22 protein-coding genes are annotated in these 20,996 nt (G+C 66.6%); 8 read left to right on the plus strand and 14 right to left on the minus strand.

What is annotated here, in order from left to right; all coding sequences use genetic code 11:
- Positions 1 to 9 precede the first annotated feature (9 nt).
- The 5 genes from DF286_RS01180 to DF286_RS01200 all read right to left on the minus strand — a co-directional run bounded on the left by DF286_RS01180 (position 10) and on the right by DF286_RS01200 (position 2,664).
- Positions 10 to 654 (minus strand): F0F1 ATP synthase subunit B family protein, encoded by a 645-nt coding sequence (locus DF286_RS01180; RefSeq protein ID WP_109269775.1) that lies wholly within the window; start codon positions 652 to 654, stop codon positions 10 to 12.
- The gene (locus tag DF286_RS01185; protein ID WP_109269776.1) at positions 647 to 1,141 is read right to left on the minus strand and encodes a F0F1 ATP synthase subunit B family protein; all 495 of its coding nucleotides are present in this window, start codon (positions 1,139 to 1,141) and stop codon (positions 647 to 649) included. Before DF286_RS01185 ends, DF286_RS01180 begins: the two co-directional genes overlap by 8 nt.
- A gap of 108 nt (positions 1,142 to 1,249) precedes the next feature.
- The gene (locus DF286_RS01190) at positions 1,250 to 1,477 is read right to left on the minus strand and encodes a F0F1 ATP synthase subunit C (RefSeq protein ID WP_085217225.1); all 228 of its coding nucleotides are present in this window, start codon (positions 1,475 to 1,477) and stop codon (positions 1,250 to 1,252) included.
- Between the two features lie 43 nt (positions 1,478 to 1,520).
- Complete coding sequence (locus DF286_RS01195) at positions 1,521 to 2,306, minus strand: F0F1 ATP synthase subunit A (RefSeq protein ID WP_109269777.1); 786 nt, start codon at positions 2,304 to 2,306, stop codon at positions 1,521 to 1,523.
- 37 nt (positions 2,307 to 2,343) lie between these two features.
- Positions 2,344 to 2,664: an AtpZ/AtpI family protein gene (locus DF286_RS01200; RefSeq protein WP_109269778.1), complete on the minus strand. Its 321-nt coding sequence runs from the start codon at positions 2,662 to 2,664 to the stop codon at positions 2,344 to 2,346.
- Positions 2,665 to 2,839: 175 nt separating this feature from the next.
- On the opposite strand from DF286_RS01200, the gene DF286_RS01205 reads away from it, so the two are divergent.
- Complete coding sequence (locus tag DF286_RS01205; protein ID WP_158274586.1) at positions 2,840 to 3,640, plus strand: DUF3298 and DUF4163 domain-containing protein; 801 nt, start codon at positions 2,840 to 2,842, stop codon at positions 3,638 to 3,640.
- A gap of 37 nt (positions 3,641 to 3,677) precedes the next feature.
- On the opposite strand, the gene DF286_RS01210 is transcribed toward DF286_RS01205, so the two are convergent.
- The 3 genes from DF286_RS01210 to DF286_RS01220 are packed head-to-tail and all read right to left on the minus strand — an operon-like array spanning position 3,678 to position 7,455.
- Positions 3,678 to 4,076: a YdbL family probable chaperone protein gene (locus DF286_RS01210; RefSeq protein WP_109269780.1), complete on the minus strand. Its 399-nt coding sequence runs from the start codon at positions 4,074 to 4,076 to the stop codon at positions 3,678 to 3,680.
- The gene (locus tag DF286_RS01215; RefSeq protein ID WP_109271911.1) at positions 4,076 to 4,255 is read right to left on the minus strand and encodes a YnbE family lipoprotein; all 180 of its coding nucleotides are present in this window, start codon (positions 4,253 to 4,255) and stop codon (positions 4,076 to 4,078) included. The genes DF286_RS01210 and DF286_RS01215 overlap by 1 nt, the downstream gene beginning before the upstream one ends.
- Positions 4,256 to 4,302: 47 nt before the next feature.
- Positions 4,303 to 7,455 (minus strand): intermembrane phospholipid transport protein YdbH family protein, encoded by a 3,153-nt coding sequence (locus tag DF286_RS01220; protein ID WP_109269781.1) that lies wholly within the window; start codon positions 7,453 to 7,455, stop codon positions 4,303 to 4,305.
- 174 nt (positions 7,456 to 7,629) lie between these two features.
- On the opposite strand from DF286_RS01220, the gene radC reads away from it, so the two are divergent.
- On the plus strand, positions 7,630 to 8,298 hold the full coding sequence (gene radC / locus DF286_RS01225; RefSeq protein WP_243444678.1) for a RadC family protein: 669 nt from the start codon (positions 7,630 to 7,632) through the stop codon (positions 8,296 to 8,298).
- 86 nt (positions 8,299 to 8,384) lie between these two features.
- Complete coding sequence (gene purB, locus DF286_RS01230; protein WP_109269783.1) at positions 8,385 to 9,695, plus strand: adenylosuccinate lyase; 1,311 nt, start codon at positions 8,385 to 8,387, stop codon at positions 9,693 to 9,695.
- Positions 9,696 to 9,734: 39 nt separating this feature from the next.
- Here the strand turns inward: purB and dnaJ are convergent, their stop codons facing one another.
- Positions 9,735 to 10,859, minus strand: coding sequence for a molecular chaperone DnaJ (gene dnaJ / locus DF286_RS01235; RefSeq protein WP_109269784.1), 1,125 nt, complete (start codon positions 10,857 to 10,859; stop codon positions 9,735 to 9,737).
- A 125-nt stretch (positions 10,860 to 10,984) separates the two neighbouring features.
- On the minus strand, positions 10,985 to 12,901 hold the full coding sequence (gene dnaK, locus DF286_RS01240) for a molecular chaperone DnaK (RefSeq protein ID WP_109269785.1): 1,917 nt from the start codon (positions 12,899 to 12,901) through the stop codon (positions 10,985 to 10,987).
- 127 nt (positions 12,902 to 13,028) lie between these two features.
- Between dnaK and DF286_RS01245 the strand changes: the two genes are divergently transcribed.
- Positions 13,029 to 13,502 carry a copper chaperone PCu(A)C gene (locus DF286_RS01245; protein WP_109269786.1) on the plus strand — a complete coding sequence of 158 codons (474 nt, stop codon included), beginning with the start codon at positions 13,029 to 13,031 and terminating at the stop codon, positions 13,500 to 13,502.
- Positions 13,503 to 13,611: 109 nt separating this feature from the next.
- Positions 13,612 to 14,067 (plus strand): vgr related protein, encoded by a 456-nt coding sequence (locus tag DF286_RS01250; RefSeq protein ID WP_109269787.1) that lies wholly within the window; start codon positions 13,612 to 13,614, stop codon positions 14,065 to 14,067.
- Here the strand turns inward: DF286_RS01250 and DF286_RS01255 are convergent.
- Genes DF286_RS01255 through hrcA form a run of 3 tightly spaced genes read right to left on the minus strand, consistent with a single transcriptional unit; the run spans position 14,057 to position 16,890 of the window.
- Positions 14,057 to 15,262 (minus strand): serine hydrolase domain-containing protein, encoded by a 1,206-nt coding sequence (locus DF286_RS01255; protein ID WP_109269788.1) that lies wholly within the window; start codon positions 15,260 to 15,262, stop codon positions 14,057 to 14,059. The two genes, DF286_RS01250 and DF286_RS01255, sit on opposite strands and share 11 nt — an antisense overlap.
- Positions 15,263 to 15,307: 45 nt before the next feature.
- Positions 15,308 to 15,850 (minus strand): nucleotide exchange factor GrpE, encoded by a 543-nt coding sequence (grpE, locus tag DF286_RS01260; protein WP_109269789.1) that lies wholly within the window; start codon positions 15,848 to 15,850, stop codon positions 15,308 to 15,310.
- Positions 15,847 to 16,890 (minus strand): heat-inducible transcriptional repressor HrcA, encoded by a 1,044-nt coding sequence (gene hrcA, locus DF286_RS01265; RefSeq protein WP_109269790.1) that lies wholly within the window; start codon positions 16,888 to 16,890, stop codon positions 15,847 to 15,849. The genes grpE and hrcA overlap by 4 nt, the downstream gene beginning before the upstream one ends.
- Before the next feature lie 285 nt (positions 16,891 to 17,175).
- Here hrcA and rph point away from each other — a divergent pair, with 285 nt between their 5' ends.
- The 3 genes from rph (at position 17,176) to hemW (ending at position 19,743) form a co-directional block, all read left to right on the plus strand.
- Positions 17,176 to 17,892 carry a ribonuclease PH gene (gene rph / locus DF286_RS01270; protein ID WP_109269791.1) on the plus strand — a complete coding sequence of 239 codons (717 nt, stop codon included), beginning with the start codon at positions 17,176 to 17,178 and terminating at the stop codon, positions 17,890 to 17,892.
- Complete coding sequence (gene rdgB / locus DF286_RS01275; RefSeq protein WP_109269792.1) at positions 17,889 to 18,494, plus strand: RdgB/HAM1 family non-canonical purine NTP pyrophosphatase; 606 nt, start codon at positions 17,889 to 17,891, stop codon at positions 18,492 to 18,494. The genes rph and rdgB overlap by 4 nt, the downstream gene beginning before the upstream one ends.
- Positions 18,495 to 18,558: 64 nt before the next feature.
- A complete protein-coding gene (gene hemW, locus DF286_RS01280) occupies positions 18,559 to 19,743 on the plus strand; it encodes a radical SAM family heme chaperone HemW (RefSeq protein WP_109269793.1) in 1,185 nt (394 codons plus the stop codon).
- Positions 19,744 to 19,795: 52 nt separating this feature from the next.
- On the opposite strand, the gene DF286_RS01285 is transcribed toward hemW, so the two are convergent.
- Positions 19,796 to 20,986, minus strand: coding sequence for a penicillin-binding protein activator (locus tag DF286_RS01285; protein WP_109269794.1), 1,191 nt, complete (start codon positions 20,984 to 20,986; stop codon positions 19,796 to 19,798).
- Between the last annotated feature and the right edge of the window lie 10 nt (positions 20,987 to 20,996).

A 20,996-nucleotide genomic window follows, 5' to 3' on the forward strand; every position in this document is an offset into this window, starting at 1 on the left:
GGGTGACGATCAGTGTGGACGCGAAAGGCCTGCAATTGTCTGATCGACCATGGTCTTGTCGGCGGTTGCATCATGCTGCTCGGCAATGAGCTTGGCGGCGGCCGCTGCGGCAGCACTGGCAGCCTTGGCACGGACGTCCGCGATGGCAGCGCGCTCGGCGGCGGCGATCTTGTCCTCGGCCATGCGGGCGCGACGCTCGATCAGCGCGGCGCTGTCGACCTTGGCCTGCTCGACGATGCCCTCAGCCTCATGGCGGGCCCGCTCCAGCATGGTCGCGGCCTCGGCCCCGGCAGCAGCGGCCTTGGCCTCATACTCCGCCTTCAGGGCTTCGGCCTCGGCGCGCAGCTTGGCGGCTTCGTCGAGCTGCTCGCGGATGCCCGCGATCTTCTTGTCGAGCGCCTTGCCGATGGCGGCGGGCACCTTCTTCCACAGCATGATGGCGATGACGAGCAGCATCGCCAGCGCCACCCAGGCCGTGGCGTCCATGCCCAAAGCGGCCGGCTCGGCCACCGCGCCGTGCCCCTCGACCGCTTCGGACGTGAGCGCTTCCTCGCCCGTCACCGGCACCGCGCCATGCTCGCCGGCGGTCGATGCCTCGGCCAGATTCTCGGCCACGGTCAGGCTGTTGGAGTCGATCGTCGTAACGTTAGCCATTGGCGAGCGCCGCCTTCACTGCCTTGGTTGCCTGTGCCTTGGTCACCTTGGCTCCGGAGAGCCGGGCGACCATATCCTGCGCCGCCTCGGCGGCGACGGTCTCGATGTCCGCCATGGCCGCGTCGGCGGCCCCGCGGATGCGGGCCTCGGCCGCGGCGACCTTCTCCGATGTCTCGGCGTCGGCGGCCTTGACCTTCTGCTCGGTCTCCCGGGCCGAGGCGTCCTTGGCGGCTTGCGTCACCTTGAGCGCTTCGGCGCGGTTGGCTTCGGTCTTCGCCCGATAGGCCTCCTCGGTCTCGTCGGCGGCCGCGCGGGCACGGTCCGCCGCTTCGAGATCGTCGGCAATCTTCTTGTCGCGGGCATCCACGGTCGCGCTGATCTTGGGCAGCATCCCCCGGCCGATGATCAGATAGACCAGGCCGAAAGTGACGATCAGCCAGAACAGCTGCGACGCGAAGATTTCCGAGATTTGATCGATTTGAGGCATCGGACCTGACCCTTGCTCCGTTCGCCCTGAGCTTGTCGAAGGGCTTTCCTTGTTGAAGAAAAGCAGGGCTTCGACAGGCTCAGCCCGAACGGGATTGGGAGTGGCTCTTTACGCGACGAAGAGCAGGATCATCGCGACGACGAACGCCAGCAGGCCGAGAAGCTCGGCGGCGGCGAAGCCGATGAAGAGGCGGCCCTGCTGACCGTCGGCGGCGGCCGGGTTGCGCAGCGCGCTCTCGAGGAACGAGCCGAACACGTTGCCCACGCCAAGTGCGGCCATGCCCACGCCGATGGCGGCCAGACCAGCACCCAACAGCTTAGCTGCTTCTGCGTCCATGATGTAAACTCCCTTTGTAAAAGCTTGGATAGGTTGACGAAAACTAGTGCAGATTGACCGCGTCGTTGATGTAGAGCGAGGTCAATAGCGCGAAGACATAGGCCTGGATGGCGGCGACCAGCATTTCGAGGACGCTGATGCCGATCATCAGAACCAGGCTCGGCAGGCTCACCACCGGCGCCACCCAGGCGGCATCGGCGTTGAGGCCGTTGATGACGAAGCCGGCCAGCACCTTGAGCAGGATGTGCCCCGCCGTCATCGCCACGAAGAGTCGCAGGCCGAGGCTGAACGGACGCACCATGAAACTCACGAACTCGATGACCGCGATGAGCGGGATCATCGGCAGCGGCGTTCCGTGCGGCACGAACAGCGAGAAGAAATGGAGGCCGTGCCGCCAGAAGCCGACGACCAGCACGATCGAGAAGGAGAGGATGGCGAGCACGCCGGTGATCGTCAGGTGGCTCGTCACCGTGAAGGGATGAAGCCCGAAGACGCCGATCGGGAGCATGCCGAGCAGGTTGGCAAAGAGGATGAACATGAAAAGCGAGAAGACGTAGGGGGTGAACTTCTTCCCCTCCGGGCCCACGCTCGTCATCATCATATTGTCGACAAAGCCGGTGACGCCCTCGACGGCGGCCTGCCAGCGCCCGGGGACGAGCTGGCGCTTCATGCCGCCCAGCATGAACACCCACAGCGCGCCCAGGGTGATCAGCATCCACAACGCGGAATTGGTGAAGGCGATCTGCTGCCCCGCCAGCTCGAAGCCGTCGAAGATGGCCTGCACCTCGAACTGGTGCATCGGATCGATCTTGCCTGATTCGGCCGCCACGCTCTTGAACCCCGTCTATAATCCAAGCGCCCGAAAATCAGTCCGGGCGCTTGCTTGAAATCCTAATGATGTTCCTGAACCCCACCACGAACCCCAGAAGGAGCATGATGATCAGGAGCCATGGGTCGGTGCCGAGCAGCCGGTCGATGACCCAGCCCACCAGCGCACCGCCGAGAGGAGCCCCAATGAGATAGGACAGGACCATATTGCCCATCCGATAATTCTCATCGGCGGGCTTTCGGGTCCGGCCGGTCCTCACCGCTTCCTCCGCCTGCGCCCGCCGAAGCCGCTCTTCGAGAGAAGCCAGCCGCGCGTCTTCTGGAAGCTTAGGGTCCTGCCCGGGTTCGTTTTCCTGCATGCCAAACTCCCATGGTGCAGCCCCGCGCGATACGGAGTGCAGCAAGGGCGTGGGACGTGCCGGCGAACGAACCCGCCAAGGCGCGGTCCCTTTAGGAAGGGGTGGAGGCCAAGTCAACAGCAGCGAGACCTTTGCGCAATGGCGCTCGCCCGCGCTCTGGGATAGCCTCGGGCCAATGAAGAAAAGCTCGCTCGCCGCCATGCTCCTCGCCCTTTCCGCCTGCTCGGGAGAATCGGGGCCTTCTCCCTCCCCTGCCGCCGACGAAGCGCAGCCGCCGACCGATGCCGCCCCCGTCGCCCCACCCGCGGTCAAGGCCAAGGCCAGGGCGGTGGAGGAAAAGAATGAGCTCCTCGAGTTCACCTATGGCTGGCCCGGCGAGGCGGCGGCGATTCCTGGCCTGAACGCGCGCCTGGAATCGGAGCTTGAACGTGATCGGGCCGAGGCGCTGGGCATGGCGCGCGAGGATAGGGCAGCCCGGCCGCCGGAGGCCCCGTTTCACGGCCATTATTTGGCAAAGGAGTGGAAGAGCTACGGCGACACGCCCCACCTCCTCTCCCTGGCGGCGCAGGTCGCCACCTTCACGGGCGGCGCCCACGGCAACACCCTGTTCGACTCCATCTTGTGGGATCGGACCCTCGGCCGCGCCATCAAGCCGGCGGACCTCTTCACCGACCCCGCGGTTGCATTTGCAACGATCAGCGGCGCCTATTGCGCCGCACTCGATCGAGAGCGTGTCGAGAAACGCCAGGAGCCGCTGCCGCTGGAAGGCGAAGACTGGCTGATCGGCTGTCCATCCCTGGCGCAACAGGCGATCGTGCCGGTCGACGGCGATGGGGACAGCCGCTTCGAGCTCCTAAGAGTGCTGATTCCGCCTTATGAAGCCGGCCCCTATGTCGAAGGGACCTATGAAGTGGATGTGCCGGTGACGGACCCGGTGCGAGGCCTGATCAAGCCGGACTATCGGACTGTGTTCTAGGGCTATTCCTCCCCATCGCTATGCGACGGGAAGGATATCAGGCGCAATAGCCGGGCAGCGTGATCGTCTGGCCCGCCTCGCGCTGGCGCCAGACGCCGTCGGGAAGGCGGTAATATTGCCCCGGCTCGACCTTGCTGGCGAACAGCTGACAGGCCGTCGCGGCGGCGACTTCCTCGATCTTCGCATTCCGCTTGGCGGCGAGGTCGGTGTAATAGGCGCGGCGCTTGATGTTGATCGCGTCGACCTGGGCGCGCAGGCCCGCATCGGCCGAGCCGACGATGCCGAGATAGCCGTCGGCCTGCTCGCCGACCTTGCCGGTGGCGCGCAACTGCGCCGAATTGTCGGCCTGCATCATCGCATAGGCAACGCCCGTGCCGCCAACGATGGCGGCGAGGCCGATGCCGGCGGCGAGGATCATCTTCAGTCGGCGGCTCATCAAAACACTCCCGGATTCTCTTGTATGAGATCGCGTACATCCTGTTGGAGACGCACGACAACCTCTTGTCGGATATTGATGTTGAGGTTGATCTCGATCGGCTTGTCCGGCGCGCTTACCTGGACGCATCCGCCCAGTCCGGCCAGGGAAGCGGCAAACAACCATTTCCCGAGCCCCATCGCACCCGGCCTCGCCTGGAGACCCTCTCTCGTCAATATCGGCACTGTCATTGCACAGTCTCGCTTTCTTCAGGCTGAACGGTGGTTTCGGTGGGAAGCTCCTGCAGGAGCTCCGGCAGGACCGGCTGGATCAGCAGGCTCGGGTCCTCCAGGGAGCGCGCGGTGGCGATCAGCGAGCGGAAGGGGCCCCGGATGGTGATGTTGAATTCGAACGGGATCTTCGCCAGCTGCCCGACGATCATCCCGGCAATGCCGCCGAGCGGCTCGGCGTTGGTGGCGATGCCGTCCAGCTCGATCTCAGTCAGGAACTCGCCGGCGAGCTCGCCGTCCAGCTCGATGATCAAGCGGTCGTAGCGAAGCGACTTCAGCGCGTCGAAGGCGAGCTTGCCATAGGCGCCCAGATCCTGGTCGCTGACCGCGCCGATATAGGAGAGGGTGCCGCCCGCCGGTCGCGCTTCGAGGCGCCCCCCGACGATGCGGCCGCCGCGCTCGTCGAAGACCATCGGCACGATCCCATCGAAGATGCCGGTGGCGGCGATGTTGGAAAATTCCATCATCTCCACGAACCGGGCGGCATCGAGCCCGGCGACGCGGAAAGTAAGATTCTTGGGCGCCGGCTTGCTGAAGTCGAGGATCGTCTCCTCCAGGGTCAGCTCGCCGCCGGCGAAGGGCCACCGCGCCCCTTCGACCCGGACGCGCAGGTCGGGCAGCAGCTGATAGCGGATGACGCCGTCGAACACGTCGATGCCGGTGCGGATGAGATCGACCTCGGCCACCTGCCCCGGCGCGGAGACGAGCCCGAGCAGATCAGTGAAGTTGATCGTCGTGCTGAGTCCTTCGACCGGGCCGAAAGTGGCGGCGAGATCCATGTCCCTCGTGGAGAAGCTGCCGCTGCTCGTCACCCCTTGCGCGTTCCAGGCGATCTCCCCCCGGCCCGTCACGGTTCCGTTGACCAAGGCAACGATGCCGGCGGTGAGGCGCGTGAGCTCGTCCGGCTGATAATCCGGGCCGAAGGTGATGCCGGGAACGTCGAGCACCGCCTGGCCGCCCCCCGTTTCGAGCGAATGGCTTATGTCGGCTTGAGTGATGCGCGTGCCCGTTTCCGGATCGAGCAGCCATCCATTGGCGTCGATCAGGCTGTCGATCAGGGTCAGGTGAAAATCCCTGGTGACGAGCGGATAGAATCGCGCCGGGTCCTGCTCGTCGGCGACGGTCATCGAAGCATCGAGCGTGAGATCGCCGCCGAGCAGGCTCCAGTCGCCACTGGCGGCGCTGAGCAGCAGGGGGACGTTGGCGATCTTGCCCGAACCGCTGGAGAAGGTGCCGACCACCCCGCCGCCCGTGAAGCGGCCCGAAAGCTCGCCGAGATCGAGGCGGTGAACGGACTCGCCGGTCCCGAGCCGGACGGCGGCTTTGGCGGTGGTGAAGCCGGGCTCGGCCAGGCCGAATCGCAGGCGATCGGCGGTGAGGGCGATGGGCGATCCGCCGAGCTGGCCGGCGAGCCGAAGCGCGCGGATGTCGGCGCCGCCCTGGACGCTCCCGCCGGGCGTTTTCCAGACAAGCGCGCGGCCGCTTGGGCAGAGCGGCAGCCGCGTGGCACCGAGTTGCAGGCCGGCCACCTGGAGAGACCGAAAGGCCACGGGCACGCAGCTCTCGCCAAAGGCGAAGCCGCCGCTGCCGAATCGGCCGGCGATGGGAACCAGCAGGTCGGTGACGCGGCCATCGCCGATCGGCCCGCTGACGAGGGCCCGCGTTTGAACCTCGGTCGCGCCTCCGTCGCCGGCGGTGAAGCGGATCGGGGCTAGGCGCAGGCTGGCCTCGCCAACGCGCATCGGCTGGACCTGGGCGACCCCGCTCAGCGGCTGGCCGGCGCGCGGCTGGCTGAGGCTGGCGCGGGCGGTCGGGAAGCCGCCCCCCGCCAAGGCGACATTGCCGTCCAACCGCGCCATCCCGGCGGGCCAATAATAGGTGAGACCGTCACCGGCGCCGCCCAGGGCGAGCCGGGCACCGCTGCTACTGACGGCGTTCAACCGGCCGATACGGACGGCACCGCCGGACCGGCCGTTGACGAGGCGGAGCGCAGCCTTGGCGTTGACGCCTGTCACCGCCCGCTCGACCGCGCCCGCCAGCGCGTCGCCGATCGGCTCCAGCGGAGTGCCGCCCGTCGAGGAGAGTGCGGAGACGATCGGCGCCACCAGCGGCGCGCCCCCAACGATATTCTCCGCGGCCGCGTCTCCCACGAGCGACAGCCGATTGTCCTTGGCCGCGTAGGCATAGCGCCCATCGAAGGTCGTTCGGCCGGTTCCCACTCCGTTCATCGCCGTATCGGCCACGGCCAGGGTGATATCGCCCCGCGTGAGATTGCCGTCGCCCCGAAAGCCGAGCGAACCCACCAGGCCCGAGACCTGGTTGCCACCCAGGCTCAGCCGCGCCAGGCGGACGGCGCCCTTGCCGTCCCACTCGTGCACATCCTCGGCGAAATTCGCGTCGAGAAGCAGGATCGGGTCGATCGCTTCTACATCGTCCTTATCGCAGACCACCCTCTCCGCCCGCACAGGCCCCTCGACGCTGGGACGATGGTCGTCGACGGCGACCTTCAGATAGGCGCGGGGATTGCCGATCGCGCAGCCGGAGACGAGCAGGGAAGAGGACGCCGCCGCCGCCTTGCCCGCGAAGCCGTCGGCGAGATTGCCTCTCCCCTCCAGCGCCACGCCAAGGCGACCGAGCGGGGTGGTGAGGCCGATCGCTGCGTCGGCCAGATCGACGTTGAGGTCGGGCAGCGCGAACGGCTTGCCCGTAGGCGGTGGCAGCAACCGATCGACGCTGCCGAAAGTGAGCTTGCCGTCGACGACTGCGCCATAGAGCCGCACGCCGCGCGCGACGATCAGGCTCACCTCAGGGCCGAGCAGCGTGTGCCGGATCCTCAGCTCCGCGAAGCGGGCGGTAAGATCCGGGTCCCCCGGATCGCCGATGACGAGATTTTCGACCTGCTGGCGCGTGAAGCCGATCCGCTTCACCTCATAGCTGCCCTGGACCCCGCGCCGGGCCAGCTCACGATCGATGAAGTCCTCGGCGATCTGCCGCCGCTGCGTCCAGACAATCAGGATGATGAGCAGGATGAGGAGCAGGAATCCGACGAGAACGAGCTGCCATCGTGGCCTTCTCCGCCGGACTTCTTCCTCTTCGATCTCTTCCGTCACGCGGTATGCCTCAGCGGACGGATGCAGCGGCCGCCGCGGTCATATTCGGGAACCATCGTGCCTTAACCTCCGTCCCCCAAGAGCGTTCCGCACCCGTCACTGTTCGACGATCTAGCGCCGCTGTTTGCCTAAGAACAGGATCAAGCTTAATCCAGACTGATGGGGGAGCATCCGATGGATGGAAGCGGCCACCGCGCCAGGTTGCGCCGGCGCCTGTTCGAAGGCGGCCCGGATGCGCTGCTGGACCATGAGCTGGCCGAATATCTGCTCGCCCTCGCCTTGCCGCGCCGCGACACGAAGGATCTCGCCAAGCGGCTGATCGCCGACTTCGGCGGCTTCGGCGCGCTGTTGTCGGCGGACGGAGAGGCGATCATGCGGCTGGGCGGAGTCAGCGAAGGCACGGCCGCGGCGATCAAGATCGCCCAGGCCGCCGCCCTGCGCCTGCTCGAAAGCCAGGTGAAGGAACGGCCGGTGCTCGGCTCCTGGCAGGCGCTGCTCGACTATCTCCACGCCGACATGGCCCATTACCCGGTGGAGCGCGTGCGAGTCCTCTATCTCAACGCGCGCAATATGCTGATCCGCAACGAGCCGGTGTCGGAAGGGTCGGTGGACGAAGCGGCGGTCTATGTTCGCGAGATCATCCGCCGCGCGCTCGAATATCAGGCGACGGCGCTGATCCTGGTCCACAACCATCCGAGCGGCGACCCCGAGCCGAGCCAGCAGGATATCCGCCTCACCCGCGACATCATCGATGCCGGGCGGCATCTCAAGATTACCGTCCACGATCACGTCATCATCGGCGCCAAGGGTCATAGCAGCCTGAGGGCGATGGGGTTGATCTAGGGGTCGCGTCTTCTCGCGAGGCGCCCGCGATTGATGCCCCCGCATGGCCCTGCTATCGGACCGCAACTCCAAGCACAGGACACACCATGATCCCCCGTTATTCGAGGCCTCAGATGGCAAGCATCTGGGAGCCGGAAGCCAAATTCCGCATCTGGTTCGAGATCGAGGCCCACGCGCTCGACAAGATGGCCGAGCTGGGGGTGGTACCCAAGGAGTCCGCCAAGGCCGTCTGGGATTGGTGGGCGACCAACCCGCCGATCGACGTCGCCCGCATCGACGAGGTCGAGGCGGTGGTGAAGCACGACGTCATCGCCTTCCTAACCTGGGTGGCGGAGGGCGTGGGAGCGGAAGCCCGCTTCCTTCACCAGGGCATGACCAGTTCGGACGTGCTCGACACCTGCCTCGCCGTCCAGCTGAAGCGCTCGGCGGACCTGCTCATCGACGATCTCGACCAGCTTCTCGAGGTGCTGAAGCGCCGCGCCATCGAGCATAAGCTCACGCCCACGATCGGCCGCAGCCACGGCATCCATGCCGAGCCCGTCACCTTCGGCCTGAAGCTCGCCCAAGCCTATGCCGAGTTCGCCCGCAACCGCGCCCGCCTCGTCGCCGCGCGCGACGATGTCGCGACCTGCGCCATTTCCGGCGCGGTCGGCACCTTCGCCAATATCGACCCCAAGGTCGAAGCCCATGTGGCCGAAAAGATGGGCCTCGCCATCGAGCCGGTCTCGACCCAAGTCATCCCGCGCGACCGGCACGCCATGTTCTTCGCGACCCTCGGCGTCATCGCCTCCTCGATCGAGCGGCTGGCGACGGAAATCCGCCATCTGCAGCGCACCGAAGTGCTGGAGGCGGAGGAATATTTCTCGCCCGGCCAGAAGGGCTCGTCGGCCATGCCGCACAAGCGCAATCCGGTGCTGACCGAGAACCTCACCGGCCTCGCCCGCGTGGTCCGCGGCTATGTGACGCCGGCGCTGGAGAATGTCGCCCTCTGGCACGAGCGCGACATCAGCCACTCATCGGTGGAACGCTATATCGGGCCCGATGCCACTGTGACGCTCGATTTCGCGCTCGCCCGGCTGACCGGCGTCATGGACAAGCTCCTCGTCTATCCCGAGCGGATGCAGAAGAATCTCGACCGGATGGGCGGCCTCGTCCACTCCCAGCGCGTCCTCCTCGCCCTCACCCAGGCCGGCGCCAGCCGCGAGGACGCCTATCGCCTCGTCCAGCGCAACGCGATGAAGGTGTGGGAGTCGGACGGCGAGCTTTCGCTGATGGAACTGCTCAAGGGCGATCCCGAAGTCTCCGCGCTCCTATCGGCGGAGGAGATCGAGGAGCGATTCGACCTCGGCTATCATTTCAAGTACGTCGACTCGATCTTCGAGCGGGTATTCGGCTGAACTTTCCCTCCCCCTGAGCGGACCTCAGGGGGACGATGATCAGCCGGTCACTTCCTCCCAGAAGCCCTTGATCTTCTTGAAGAAGCTGGAGCTTTCCGGGCATTCTTCGCCGGTCTCGGTGGCGCGGAACTCTTCCAGCAGTTCCTTCTGACGCGCGGAGAGGCGCGTCGGCGTCTCCACCTCGACCTGGATGACCATGTCGCCATGGCCGCGGCCGTTGAGGACCGGCATGCCGGCGCCGCGCTGGCGGATCTGCTTGCCGGACTGGATGCCGGCGGGAATCCTGATCTCGTGCCGGGTGCGGTCGAGGCCTGGCACCTCGATCACGCCGCCGAGCGCCGCCGTGGTGAAGCTCACCGGGCACCTTGCGAACAGGGTCGTTCCCTCACGCTGGAACAGCGGATGACGGGCGACATGGACGAAGATGTAGAGGTCGCCCGCGGGGCCGCCGCGAACGCCCGCCTCGCCTTCGCCGGAGAGACGGATGCGCGTGCCTTCGTCGACCCCGGCCGGAACGCGGACCTGGAGCATCTTGCGCTTTTCGACGCGCCCCTCGCCCCGGCAGCTCGGGCAGGGATCGGCGATGACTTCGCCGACGCCCCGACAGCTGGGACAGGTGCGCTCGACCACGAAAAAGCCTTGTGACGCCCGAACCTGGCCGCGGCCGCCGCACATCTGGCAAGTGCGCGCCGACGTGCCCGGCTTGGCGCCGCTGCCGCCGCAAGGCTCGCAGGCCGCGGTGCTGTCGACCTGAAGCTCTACTTCCTTGCCGCTGAACGCATCCTCCAGCGTGATCTCGAGATCGTAGCGCAAGTCCGATCCGCGCAGCACATTGCCGCGACGGTCGGCGTGGGCGCCGTTCATGAACTCGCCGAAGATGTTCTCGAAAATGTCGGAGAAGCTGCCGAAGTCCTGCGCCGCGCCGCCGAAGCCGCCATTCTGGAAGGCGGCCTTGCCGAAGCGATCATAGGCGGCCCGCTTCTGTGGGTCCTTCAGGCAGTCATAGGCTTCGGTGATGGCCTTGAACTTGGCCTCCGAGTCCCGGCAGCCGCCGTTGCGGTCCGGATGGCACTCCATCGCGAGCCGGCGATAGGCGGACTTAATCGTCTTCTCGTCCGCGTCGCGCGAGACCTGGAGCAACTCGTAATAGTCGGTGTCAAGCATGGCCCGCCCACAAACACCACGGAGTTACCCCGGCGCGAGCCGGGGCCCAAGAACACGGGTTCATCGAATAATCTCTTTCATCGGTGTTCCTAGGCTCCGGCTTTCGCCGGAATGACCCCATCGGTTCAGCCCTTCTTTTCGTCGTCGACCTCGGAGAATTCGGCATCGACGACTTCCTCGTCGTTGCCGGCCTCGCCGCCCTCGGCGGCGCCCGCTTCCGGAGACGCTGCGGCGGCTTGCTCCTTCTCGTAGATGGCCTGGCCGAGCTTCATCGCGACCTGAGCGAGCGCCTGCGCCTTCTCGGTCATCGCGTCGACATCGCCGCCTTCGACGGCCTTCTTGGCATCGTCGACGGCCGACTGGATCTCGCCCTTCAGGGCGTCGTCGATCTTGTCGCCATGCTCTTCGAGCTGACGCTCGGTGGTGTGGATGAGGCTCTCGGCATTGTTCTTGGCCTCGGCCGCGGCGCGCCGCTTCTTGTCCTCCTCGGCGAACTGCTCGGCATCCTGGACCATCTTCTCGATGTCGGAATCGCTGAGCCCGCCTGACGCCTGGATGCGGATCTGCTGCTCCTTGCCGGTGCCCTTGTCCTTGGCGTGGACGTTGACGATGCCGTTGGCGTCGATGTCGAAGGTGACCTCGATCTGCGGCACGCCGCGCGGCGCCGGCGGGATGCCGACCAGGTCGAACTGGCCCAAGAGCTTGTTGTCGGCCGCCATCTCCCGCTCACCCTGGAAGACGCGGATCGTCACCGCATTCTGGTTGTCATCGGCGGTCGAATAGGTCTGCGACTTCTTCGTCGGGATCGTCGTGTTGCGGTCGATCATCCGGGTGAAGACGCCGCCCAGCGTCTCGATGCCGAGGCTCAGCGGGGTCACGTCGAGCAGGAGCACGTCCTTGACGTCGCCCTGCAGCACGCCGGCCTGGATGGCGGCGCCCATGGCGACGACCTCGTCCGGGTTGACGCCGGTGTGCGGCTCCTTGCCGAAGAAGTCCTTCACGACCTCGCGCACCCGCGGCATGCGCGTCATGCCGCCGACGAGGATGACCTCGTCGATCGCGTCGGCCTTGAGGCCGGCGTCGGCGAGCGCCTTCTTGCAGGGATCGAGCGTCCGCTTGATCAGGCTCTCGACCAACTTCTCCAGGTCGGCCCGGCTGATCGACTTGACGAGGTGCTTCGGCCCGTTCTGGTCGGCTGTGATGAAGGGCAGGTTCACTTCGGTCGTCTGCGCCGAGGAGAGTTCGATCTTCGCCTTCTCGGCCGCTTCCTTGAGACGCTGAAGCGCGAGCTTGTCCTTGGTGAGGTCGATGCCTTCCTGCTTCTTGAACTCCGCCGCCAGGAACTCGACGACCTTGGCGTCGAAATCCTCACCGCCTAGGAAGGTGTCGCCGTTGGTCGACTTCACCTCGAACACGCCGTCGCCGATCTCCAGGATCGAGATGTCGAACGTGCCGCCGCCGAGGTCGTAGACGGCGATCGTCTTGCCGTCCTGCTTCTCGAGCCCATAGGCGAGCGCGGCCGCGGTCGGCTCGTTGATGATGCGGAGCACCTCGAGGCCGGCGATCTGGCCGGCATCCTTGGTCGCCTGGCGCTGGGCGTCGTTGAAATAGGCGGGAACGGTAATGACGGCCTGAGTGACCGTCTCGCCGAGATAGCTTTCGGCCGTTTCCTTCATCTTCTGGAGGATGAAGGCCGAGATCTGAGAGGGCGAATAGTCCTCGCCGCCGGCCTTGACCCAGGCGTCGCCGTTCGGGCCCTTGGTGATGGTGTAGGGAACGAGCTCCATGTCCTTCTTGGTCATGGGATCGTCGAAGCGGCGGCCGATGAGGCGCTTCACCGCGAAGATGGTGTTGTCGGGATTGGTCACGGCCTGGCGCTTGGCCGGCTGGCCGATAAGGCGTTCGCCGTCTTTCGCGAAGGCAACGATAGACGGCGTGGTGCGCGCACCCTCCGCGTTCTCGACCACTTTCGGCTTGGCGCCTTCCATGACGGCGACGCAGCTGTTGGTGGTGCCGAGATCGATACCGATAACTTTTGCCATATGATCCTCTTGTGCCCCAATAAGATACCTTCCCGCGCGCTCACGAACGGGCACGCGGGTATCACGCAGAGCGATATAGGGGCGCTTTCATTTGCGACAAGAAGTTGGTCCGCGCTAAGGGACGCCCATGCGCACATCTCCCATCTTCATTCTCGCCGCGTCCCTTGCTCTTACCGCCTGCGACGCTCCGAAATCGCCGGTCACCGCCGCCGAACCGGCCGAACATGTGGTGACGATCACCGACGCCTGGATCAGGCTGCCCGCGGTGAGCGGCCGCCCGGCTTCGAGCTATTTCACCGCGGAGGCCGGCGCCATGCCGGAGGAGATCACCAACGTCACCAGCCCATCCCCCGGCCGCGTCGAGATGCATGAAACCATGGAGAGCGGCGGCATGTCGTCGATGAAGGCGGTTGACGTGGTCCCCTTCACCGCCGGCGAGCCACTCGTCTTCGAGCCCGGCGGCAAGCATCTGATGCTGTTCAGCCTCGATCCCGCCGTCAAGCCGGGCGACACCCTCGCCCTCACCTTCACCTTCTCCCGCGCCCAGCCGGTCACCGTCGACGCGCGCGTAATCGCCGCCGGCGACCCAGCTCCGGAGTGATGGGAAGCGTCTGCACAGTGGCCGTTCGTCCCGAGCGAAGTCGAGGGGCGTGCGTGAAGCCTCAGTGCCAGCGCGCCTCGACTTCGCTCAGCACGAACGAATATCGCGAATGACATCGCGATCGCTAACCGAAGCCGAACGCAATCTCGCCGCTTCAGTCTTCGGGCGCGCGATCGACTATGACGCGGTCCGCATCCTCCACCGCAAATGGTGGCCCTTCCAGCCGCGGCGGGTCACCATGGCGCCGGACGGCCATATCTGGTTCCATCCGAAGGGCGGCCTCTGGTGCGAGGATTTCTGCGCGCGGCCGCTGCACGTCCAGGGCCTCTTCATCCATGAGATGGTCCATGTCTGGCAGCACCAGAAGGGCATCTGGCTCCCGCTCGCCCGCCATCCCTTCTGCCGCTACAGCTACAGCCTGAAGCCGGGCTGGCCGCTGAAGCGCTACGGCCTCGAGCAGCAGGCCGAGATCGTGCGCCACGCCTTTCTGCTGCGCGAAGGGGCGAACGTGCCCGGAGCGCCGCCGCTCGAACAGTATCGAAGCATCCTCCCTTTCACCGGCTGAGTCGGCCGGCGAGTCGTTCCTCGATCGCGCGATAGGCGGTGCGTCCGTGCGGCGGATCGTCGCCATTGCCGGTCGCGAAATAGGCGATGCCGACGCCCCGCTCCGGGTCGATCCAGAGGCCCGAGCGAAGCCCATAGGCATCGCCCGCATGGCCGACCATCGCCCGCCCGTTGCCGAAAAGATCGTCCCGGCATCCCGCCTCCGCCACGGGCAGGGCCTGGCTGGCGAGACCATAGGCGCAGTAGAAGCCTTCCTGCGTGTCGCCATTGGCGCCGTCGAAGCGCCAATGGGGCGCCAGCATCTCGCGGATGCTCGCCTCGCTGAGGAAGGGCTGCCCCGCGTGCCGGCCCTCGTTCAGCAGCAGCCGGCCCACCGTTGCGAGATCGCGCGCCGAGATCCTGAGCCCGCCCTGGGGCGAAAAGAGCGCCCCGTTGGTGCCGGGCTTGTAGGCGGCGAGATTGCAGGTCCCGTCGGCGGCGGGAACGACAGGACAGTCCGGCCACTCGCCCCCGAGATCGTCGCGCAGGACGGAACCGTCCACATCATAAAGCACCACCGCCCGGTCGATCGCCCCGTCGCTGCACGTCGTCCAGTTGAAGCAGGCATCGAGCTCCAGCGGGTCCAGCACCAGCCGCTCCATCAGCCGATCGAACCGCTCCCCCGTCGCCGCCTCCATCACCGAGGCGACGACCGGAAAGTTGAGGTTGGAATAAGTGAAATATCCGCTTCCCGGCGGATGTTCGGCATCGAAGGCGGCGGGATCGGCGAGCGCCTCGCGCACGGTCCTGCCAAGCGGAACCGCGTAATCGATCCCGTCCCTGAGGCTCGAGGTGTGCGAAAGCAGCAGCCTCAGCGTAATGGGCGTATCCGGAAAGGCGGGATTGCGGAGCCGCCACCCCAGCCAATCCGATACGTCGCGGTCCAGATCGAGCACGCCCTGCTCCACCAGCCGCATCGCCCCCAGCGCCACAACCAGCTTGGAAATGGACGCGATCCGCACCGGATCGTCGATCGTGAGCGAGCGCTCCGTCTCCCGGTCTGCCAGCCCCGAAGCGCCGCTGTTCCCAATTCCGGACTCGTCGAACGTCACCCAGGCGTAGGCCGGCGAAGACGCGGGCGAGGAAAGTTCGGGAGAATGGGCGCAGGAGGCGGTAAGGACGAGGGGGATCGACCAAACAACGCGCGTCCATCCCATCGCCTGCTTCCCCCCGATTATGCGCGCCCTTCCCGGTGAAGGGGCTCAGCCGCCCTTTCTCGCGACGCCGACCAGGGCCGGCCGCAGCAGCCGGTCCTTGATCATATAGCCCGCCTGCATTTCCTGCACGATGACGCCGGTCTCGGTATCCTCGGTCGGGACTTCGATCATGGCCTGATGCTTGTTGGGGTCGAGCGGCTGGCCCATCGCCTCGACACGGGTGATGCCGTTGCGCTGGAACACGCTGTCGAGTTCGCGCGCCGTCGCCTCGATGCCAGTGATGAGGCCGTTGATCTTCTCGTCCTTGCGCAGCTCTTCGGGCACGGCCGCGAGAGCGCGGTCGAGATTGTCCTTCACGCTCAGCATGTCGCGGGCGAAGCCGGTCGCAGCATAGGTGGATGCGGCCTGTTTCTCGGCCTCCAGGCGGCGGCGGACATTCTGCGTCTCCGCCTGCGCGTAGAGAACGTGCTGGCGGACTTCCTCCAGCTCCTTTTCAAGCTCTGCGAGGCGGTCGAGCTCCTTCGTCTCGCCGGCGACCTCGTCCCGAGCTTCTTCCGTTTCACCTTCAAACTTCTGTTCGTCGTTCATGCCATCAATCTCGATAGTGCTTGTGCCGTGAAATCCACCATGGGCACGACGCGGGCATAGTTCAACCGCGTCGGACCGATCACGCCCACCACCCCGACGACCTTGCCCTCATGGCCACGATAGGGCGCAGCGATCACGGACGAGCCGGACAGCGCGAAGAGCTTGTTTTCGGAGCCGATGAAAATCTTCATGCCGTGGCCGGCGCGGGCGGAATCGAGCAGGCGCGCGATCTCTTCCTTACCCTCCAGCTCGTCGAGCAGCTGCCGGACCCGTTCCAGATCGGCCGCGGCGTCGTTGTCGAGAAGGTTCGCCTGGCCGCGCACGATCAGCACCGGCCGCTCGGTCCCGTCGCGCGACCAGACGGCGAGGCCCCGCGCCACCAGTTCCTGCGACGCCCGGTCGAGCGCCGCTTCATCCGCCCGGATTTCCGAATCCACCCGCGCCAGCGCCTCGGCAAGGGTCAGTCCGGAGAAGCGTGCGCTGACATAATTGCCCGCCTCGACCAGCGCCGACGCCGTGACGCCCCTGGGCAGCTCGATCACTCGATTCTCGACGCTGCCATCCTGCCCGACCATCACCGCCAGCGCCTGGTGCGGCGATAGCGGCACGAAACCGAACTGCCTCATCACCGGCTCCCGCTTCGGCACCAGCACGATGCCGGCGCAGGCGGAGAGGCCCGACAGCGTGGCCGTCGCCGCCGCCAGCGCTTCCTCGATCGGACCGCCGCGCTCGAGGCGGCCTTCGATCGCCGCCTTCTCCGCGGGGCTGGGCATCGAGGCTTGCATCATGCCGTCGACGAACAGGCGAAGCCCGCCTTCCGTCGGCACGCGGCCGGCCGAAGTGTGGGGGTGGCTGAGCAGCCCCAGCTCCTCCAGATCCTGCATGACGTTGCGGATCGACGCGGGCGACAGGTTGACGCCCGGCAGCTTGGAGATGGTCCGCGAGCCCACCGGCAGGCCGGAATCGAGATAGCCCTCGACCACCAGCCGAAACACGTCGCGGGCGCGGTCCGTCATTTCGCAGATAGGGGTGGTGGACATGAGGGACTATGTAGTCAGCCTCCACACGCTCGTCACCCCGCCGCAACGTTCGCCACCCGCCGCACGCTCGTCACCCCAGCCGCACACCCGTCACCCAGCCGCACACTCGTCACCCCGGCGGGAGCCGGGGCCCAAGAACACCGCGAGCGGTGATAATCCTCTATCCGCAGAGTTCTTGGGTCCCGGCTTTCGCCGGGATGACGATATAGGCGCACTTGCGCCGCGGAAGTGGACGCGAGTGCCCGGCGAAGCTAAGTCGCCGGCCAAACAATCGAAAGGAAACACATGCGCCCCTCCGGACGCGCGCCCGATCAGATGCGGGCGATCAGCATGGAAGCCGGCTTCACCCGCCATGCCGAGGGCAGCTGCCTCGTCGGCTTCGGCGACACGCGCGTGCTCTGCACCGCCTCGGTCGAGACCCAGCTCCCGCCCTGGCTGCGCGGCAAGGGCAAGGGCTGGGTCACCGCCGAATATGGCATGCTGCCCCGCGCCACCCACACTCGAGGGCGGCGTGAGGCGGCGAGCGGCAAGCAGTCCGGGCGCACGCAGGAAATCCAGCGCCTTATCGGCCGCTCCTTGCGCGCTGTGGTCGATCTGGAAGCCTTGGGCGAGCGCCAGATCACGCTCGACTGCGACGTGATCCAGGCCGACGGCGGCACCCGCACCGCCGCCATTTCCGGTGCCTGGGTGGCGCTCCGCATCGCGGTCGACAAGCTTATTTCCGACAAGCTTCTCGAAACCGATCCCATCCAGCGCAAGGTCGCGGCGGTGAGCTGCGGCATCCACAATGGAACGGCTGTGCTCGATCTCGATTATGACGAGGACAGTTCGGCCGGCTGCGACGGCAATTTCGTGCTGACGTCGGACGGCAATATCGTGGAGGCGCAGGTGACGGCCGAGGGTGAATGCTATGACGAGGAAGGCCTGCTTCGCCTCCTCCGCCTCGCCCGAATCGGCTGCAACGAAATCTTCGCCGCCCAGGATCGGGCGACGGGCCGATGAGCCGCCGCCTCGAGCCCGGCAAGCTGGTCATCGCCAGCCACAATCCCGGCAAGGTGCGCGAAATCGCCGACCTGCTCGGTCCCCATGGCATCGAGCCGGTCTCCGCCGCGGACCTCGACCTCCCCGAGCCGGAGGAGACGGGCAACAGCTTCATCGACAATGCCGAGCTGAAGGCGCGGCTCGCCGCCGATCTCTCGGGACTCCCCGCCCTCGCCGACGATAGCGGGCTTTGCGTCGACGCGCTGGATGGGCGCCCCGGCATCTACTCCGCCCGCTGGGCCGGCGAGGGCAAGGACTTCATGGTCGCGATGGAGCGGGTCGAGGAAGAGCTGCTCGCCAAGGGCCCGGAGGCGGGCCGCAATGGTCAGTTCGTCTGCGCCCTCTCGGTCTGCTGGCCGGACGGCCATATCGAGAGCTTCGAAGGCCGGGTCGACGGTCTTCTCGTCTGGCCGCCGCGCGGGGAGAATGGCTTCGGCTACGACCCCATGTTCCAGCCGATCGGGCGCGAGATGACCTTCGGCCAGATGGACCCGGTGGACAAATATGCGATGAGCCACCGGGCCGTGGCGTTCAGCAAGCTGGTGGCCGGCCTGATCAAATGACGGGTGCAGAATCGTGACAGATTCGTTCGTCCCGAGCATAGTCGAGGGGCGCCCCTCAGCGGCCGTGCCCGCGCCCCTCGACTACGCTCGGGACGAACGTAGACCCGGGTGTGAAGACACGCTCGCCCTGTACATCCATTGGCCCTTCTGCGTGTCGAAATGTCCCTATTGCGACTTCAACAGCCATGTCCGTTCCTCTGTGGATCAGGAGCTATGGCAAAAGGCGCTGCTCGCCGACCTCGCCCATGAAGCGACCGTAGAGCGCGGCCGCAAGCTCGGCTCCATCTTCTTCGGCGGCGGCACGCCCTCGCTGATGCCTCCCGGGACGGTGGCGGCGCTGATCGAGGCGGCCGGACGGCACTGGGGCTTCGCGCCTGACATCGAGATCACGCTCGAGGCCAATCCGTCCTCGGTCGAGGCCGCGCGCTTTGCGGACCTCGCCGCGGCCGGCGTCAACCGGGTCTCTCTCGGCCTGCAATCGCTGGACGATAGGGCGCTGCGCTTCCTCGGCCGCGCGCATGACGTGACGGAAGGGCTGGCCGCGCTGGAGACTGCGCAAGAGGCCTTCCGCCGCGTCAGCTTCGACCTGATCTACGCGCTGCCGGACCAAAGCGAAGCCAAGTGGCGGGCTCAGCTGACGCGCGCCCTCGCCTTCGGCACCGGCCATCTGTCGCTGTACCAGCTCACCATCGAACCCGGCACGCGCTTCGCGGCGCTGGCCGCCAAAGGCGAGCTTGAGCCGGCGGACCCCGATCATGCCGCAGCCCTTTACGAGCTGACGCAGGAGATGACCGAGGCAGCGAACCTTCCGGCCTACGAAATCTCCAACCACGCCCGCCCCGGCGAGGAGAGCCGCCACAACCTCGCTTATTGGCTATACCAGAATTACTCGGGCGTCGGCCCCGGCGCGCATGGCCGGCGCGGCGGCGTCGCAACGCAGCGGCACCGGAAACCCGAAAACTGGCTCTCCGCGCTCGACAGGAACGGCCACGGCATCGTCGAGGAAATGCCGATCGACGGCTCCGCCGCCGCGGTAGAGGCGCTGCTGATGGGCCTGAGACTGCGCGAAGGTGTCGAGATGGACCGCATCGCCGCCCTCGCCGATCGCGCCTTCGATACAATCGTCGATGGCCGCGCCGTGGCCCGGCTTGCTGACCAAGGCCTCGTCGCCCGCGACGAACACCGCTTGCGCGTCACGCCCGCAGGAATGCTCCTGCTCGACGCGATCCTGGCGGAGATCGTCCGCTAGGCTGGGCCTGTCAAAACCCTTCGCTTTAAAGCTCAGGACGAAGAGTGGATTCCTATTTGCCGCCGAAGCTCTTGGGCGCCGGGGAGACCGTGTTGAACCCGCTCGGCGTCACCTGCAGCACTTCCAGCGTGCGCTGGGCGATGCCGTTTTCGCCGAAACGAAAGGCGCCATCCACCCCCATGAAGCCTTCCGGGTTCCCGAGTTCCGCCGCAGGGAAGGGCCGACCCACGGGCCAGTCCTGCCCGATCCGGACCGCCAGCAGCACGGCGTCGTAGCCGAGGCTCGCCAGCCGATAGGGATTGCTGCTGTAGCGGGCGCGGTAGCGGGTGCGGAACTGGTTGAACATATTGTCGGGCACGCTCGCGAACCATGAGCCGCGCAGCGCCGGCGTGGTGCCGAGATTGCCCTCGCTCTTCCAAAGCTCCGTGCCGAGGATGCGGGCATCGCCGGAGGGGCCTTCCTTTATCATCGGCGCGGCGCCGATGCCGATACGCCCATTGTCGGCGATGAGCACCGCATCGTAGCCGGACTGTTCATTGAGCCGCGTCACTGCCGACCGAAGCGAGGGGGCGCTGCGATCATAAGTCTGCATGGCGACCATCCGCCCGCCCGCCTGCTCCACCGACGCGATCAGCGCCTGGCTGGCGCGGCGGCCATAATCGCCGTTGGGGATGAGGCCTGCGAAACGCTCGAGGCCCTGCGAGCGGGCATAGTCGACGACGCGATCCACCGCCTGGGCCGGGTCGAAGCCCATCAGGTAGACGCCGTTTCCGGCGACGCTGGCGTCGTTGGAAAAGGCGATGACCGGCACGCCCGCGCGCGCCGCGATGGGGGCGACAATGCGGACATTTTCGGCCAGCAGCGGTCCGAGGAACAGGCGGTTTCCATCAGCCAGCGCTTCGTTGACGGCGGCTTGCGCACCCTTGCTCGTGTCGTAGACGGTGATGCGGACGTTCTTCCCGCCCGTGTCGAGAATCGCGAGGTTCGCCGCGTTGGCGATCGACTGGCCGACGCCGGCATTTTCGCCGGAGAGCGGCACCAGCACGGCCACGCGGTTGCGATCGGTGTCGGTGGGAAGGCCGGGCGTCGGTTCCGGCGCCGGCGCCGGCTCCACCGGCTGCGGCGGCGCGGGGCGCGGCCTCGGCACCATCTGGCAACCCGCCATCAACAGGCTCAGTCCCGCCAACGCCGCCAGTCCGAGGAATGAGCGCCGCGCTTGCGGGCGAGTGATCCGGTCTGCCATGACTACCCCT

It is taken from the genome of Sphingosinicella humi (assembly GCF_003129465.1).
GTDB lineage: Bacteria > Pseudomonadota > Alphaproteobacteria > Sphingomonadales > Sphingomonadaceae > Allosphingosinicella > Allosphingosinicella humi.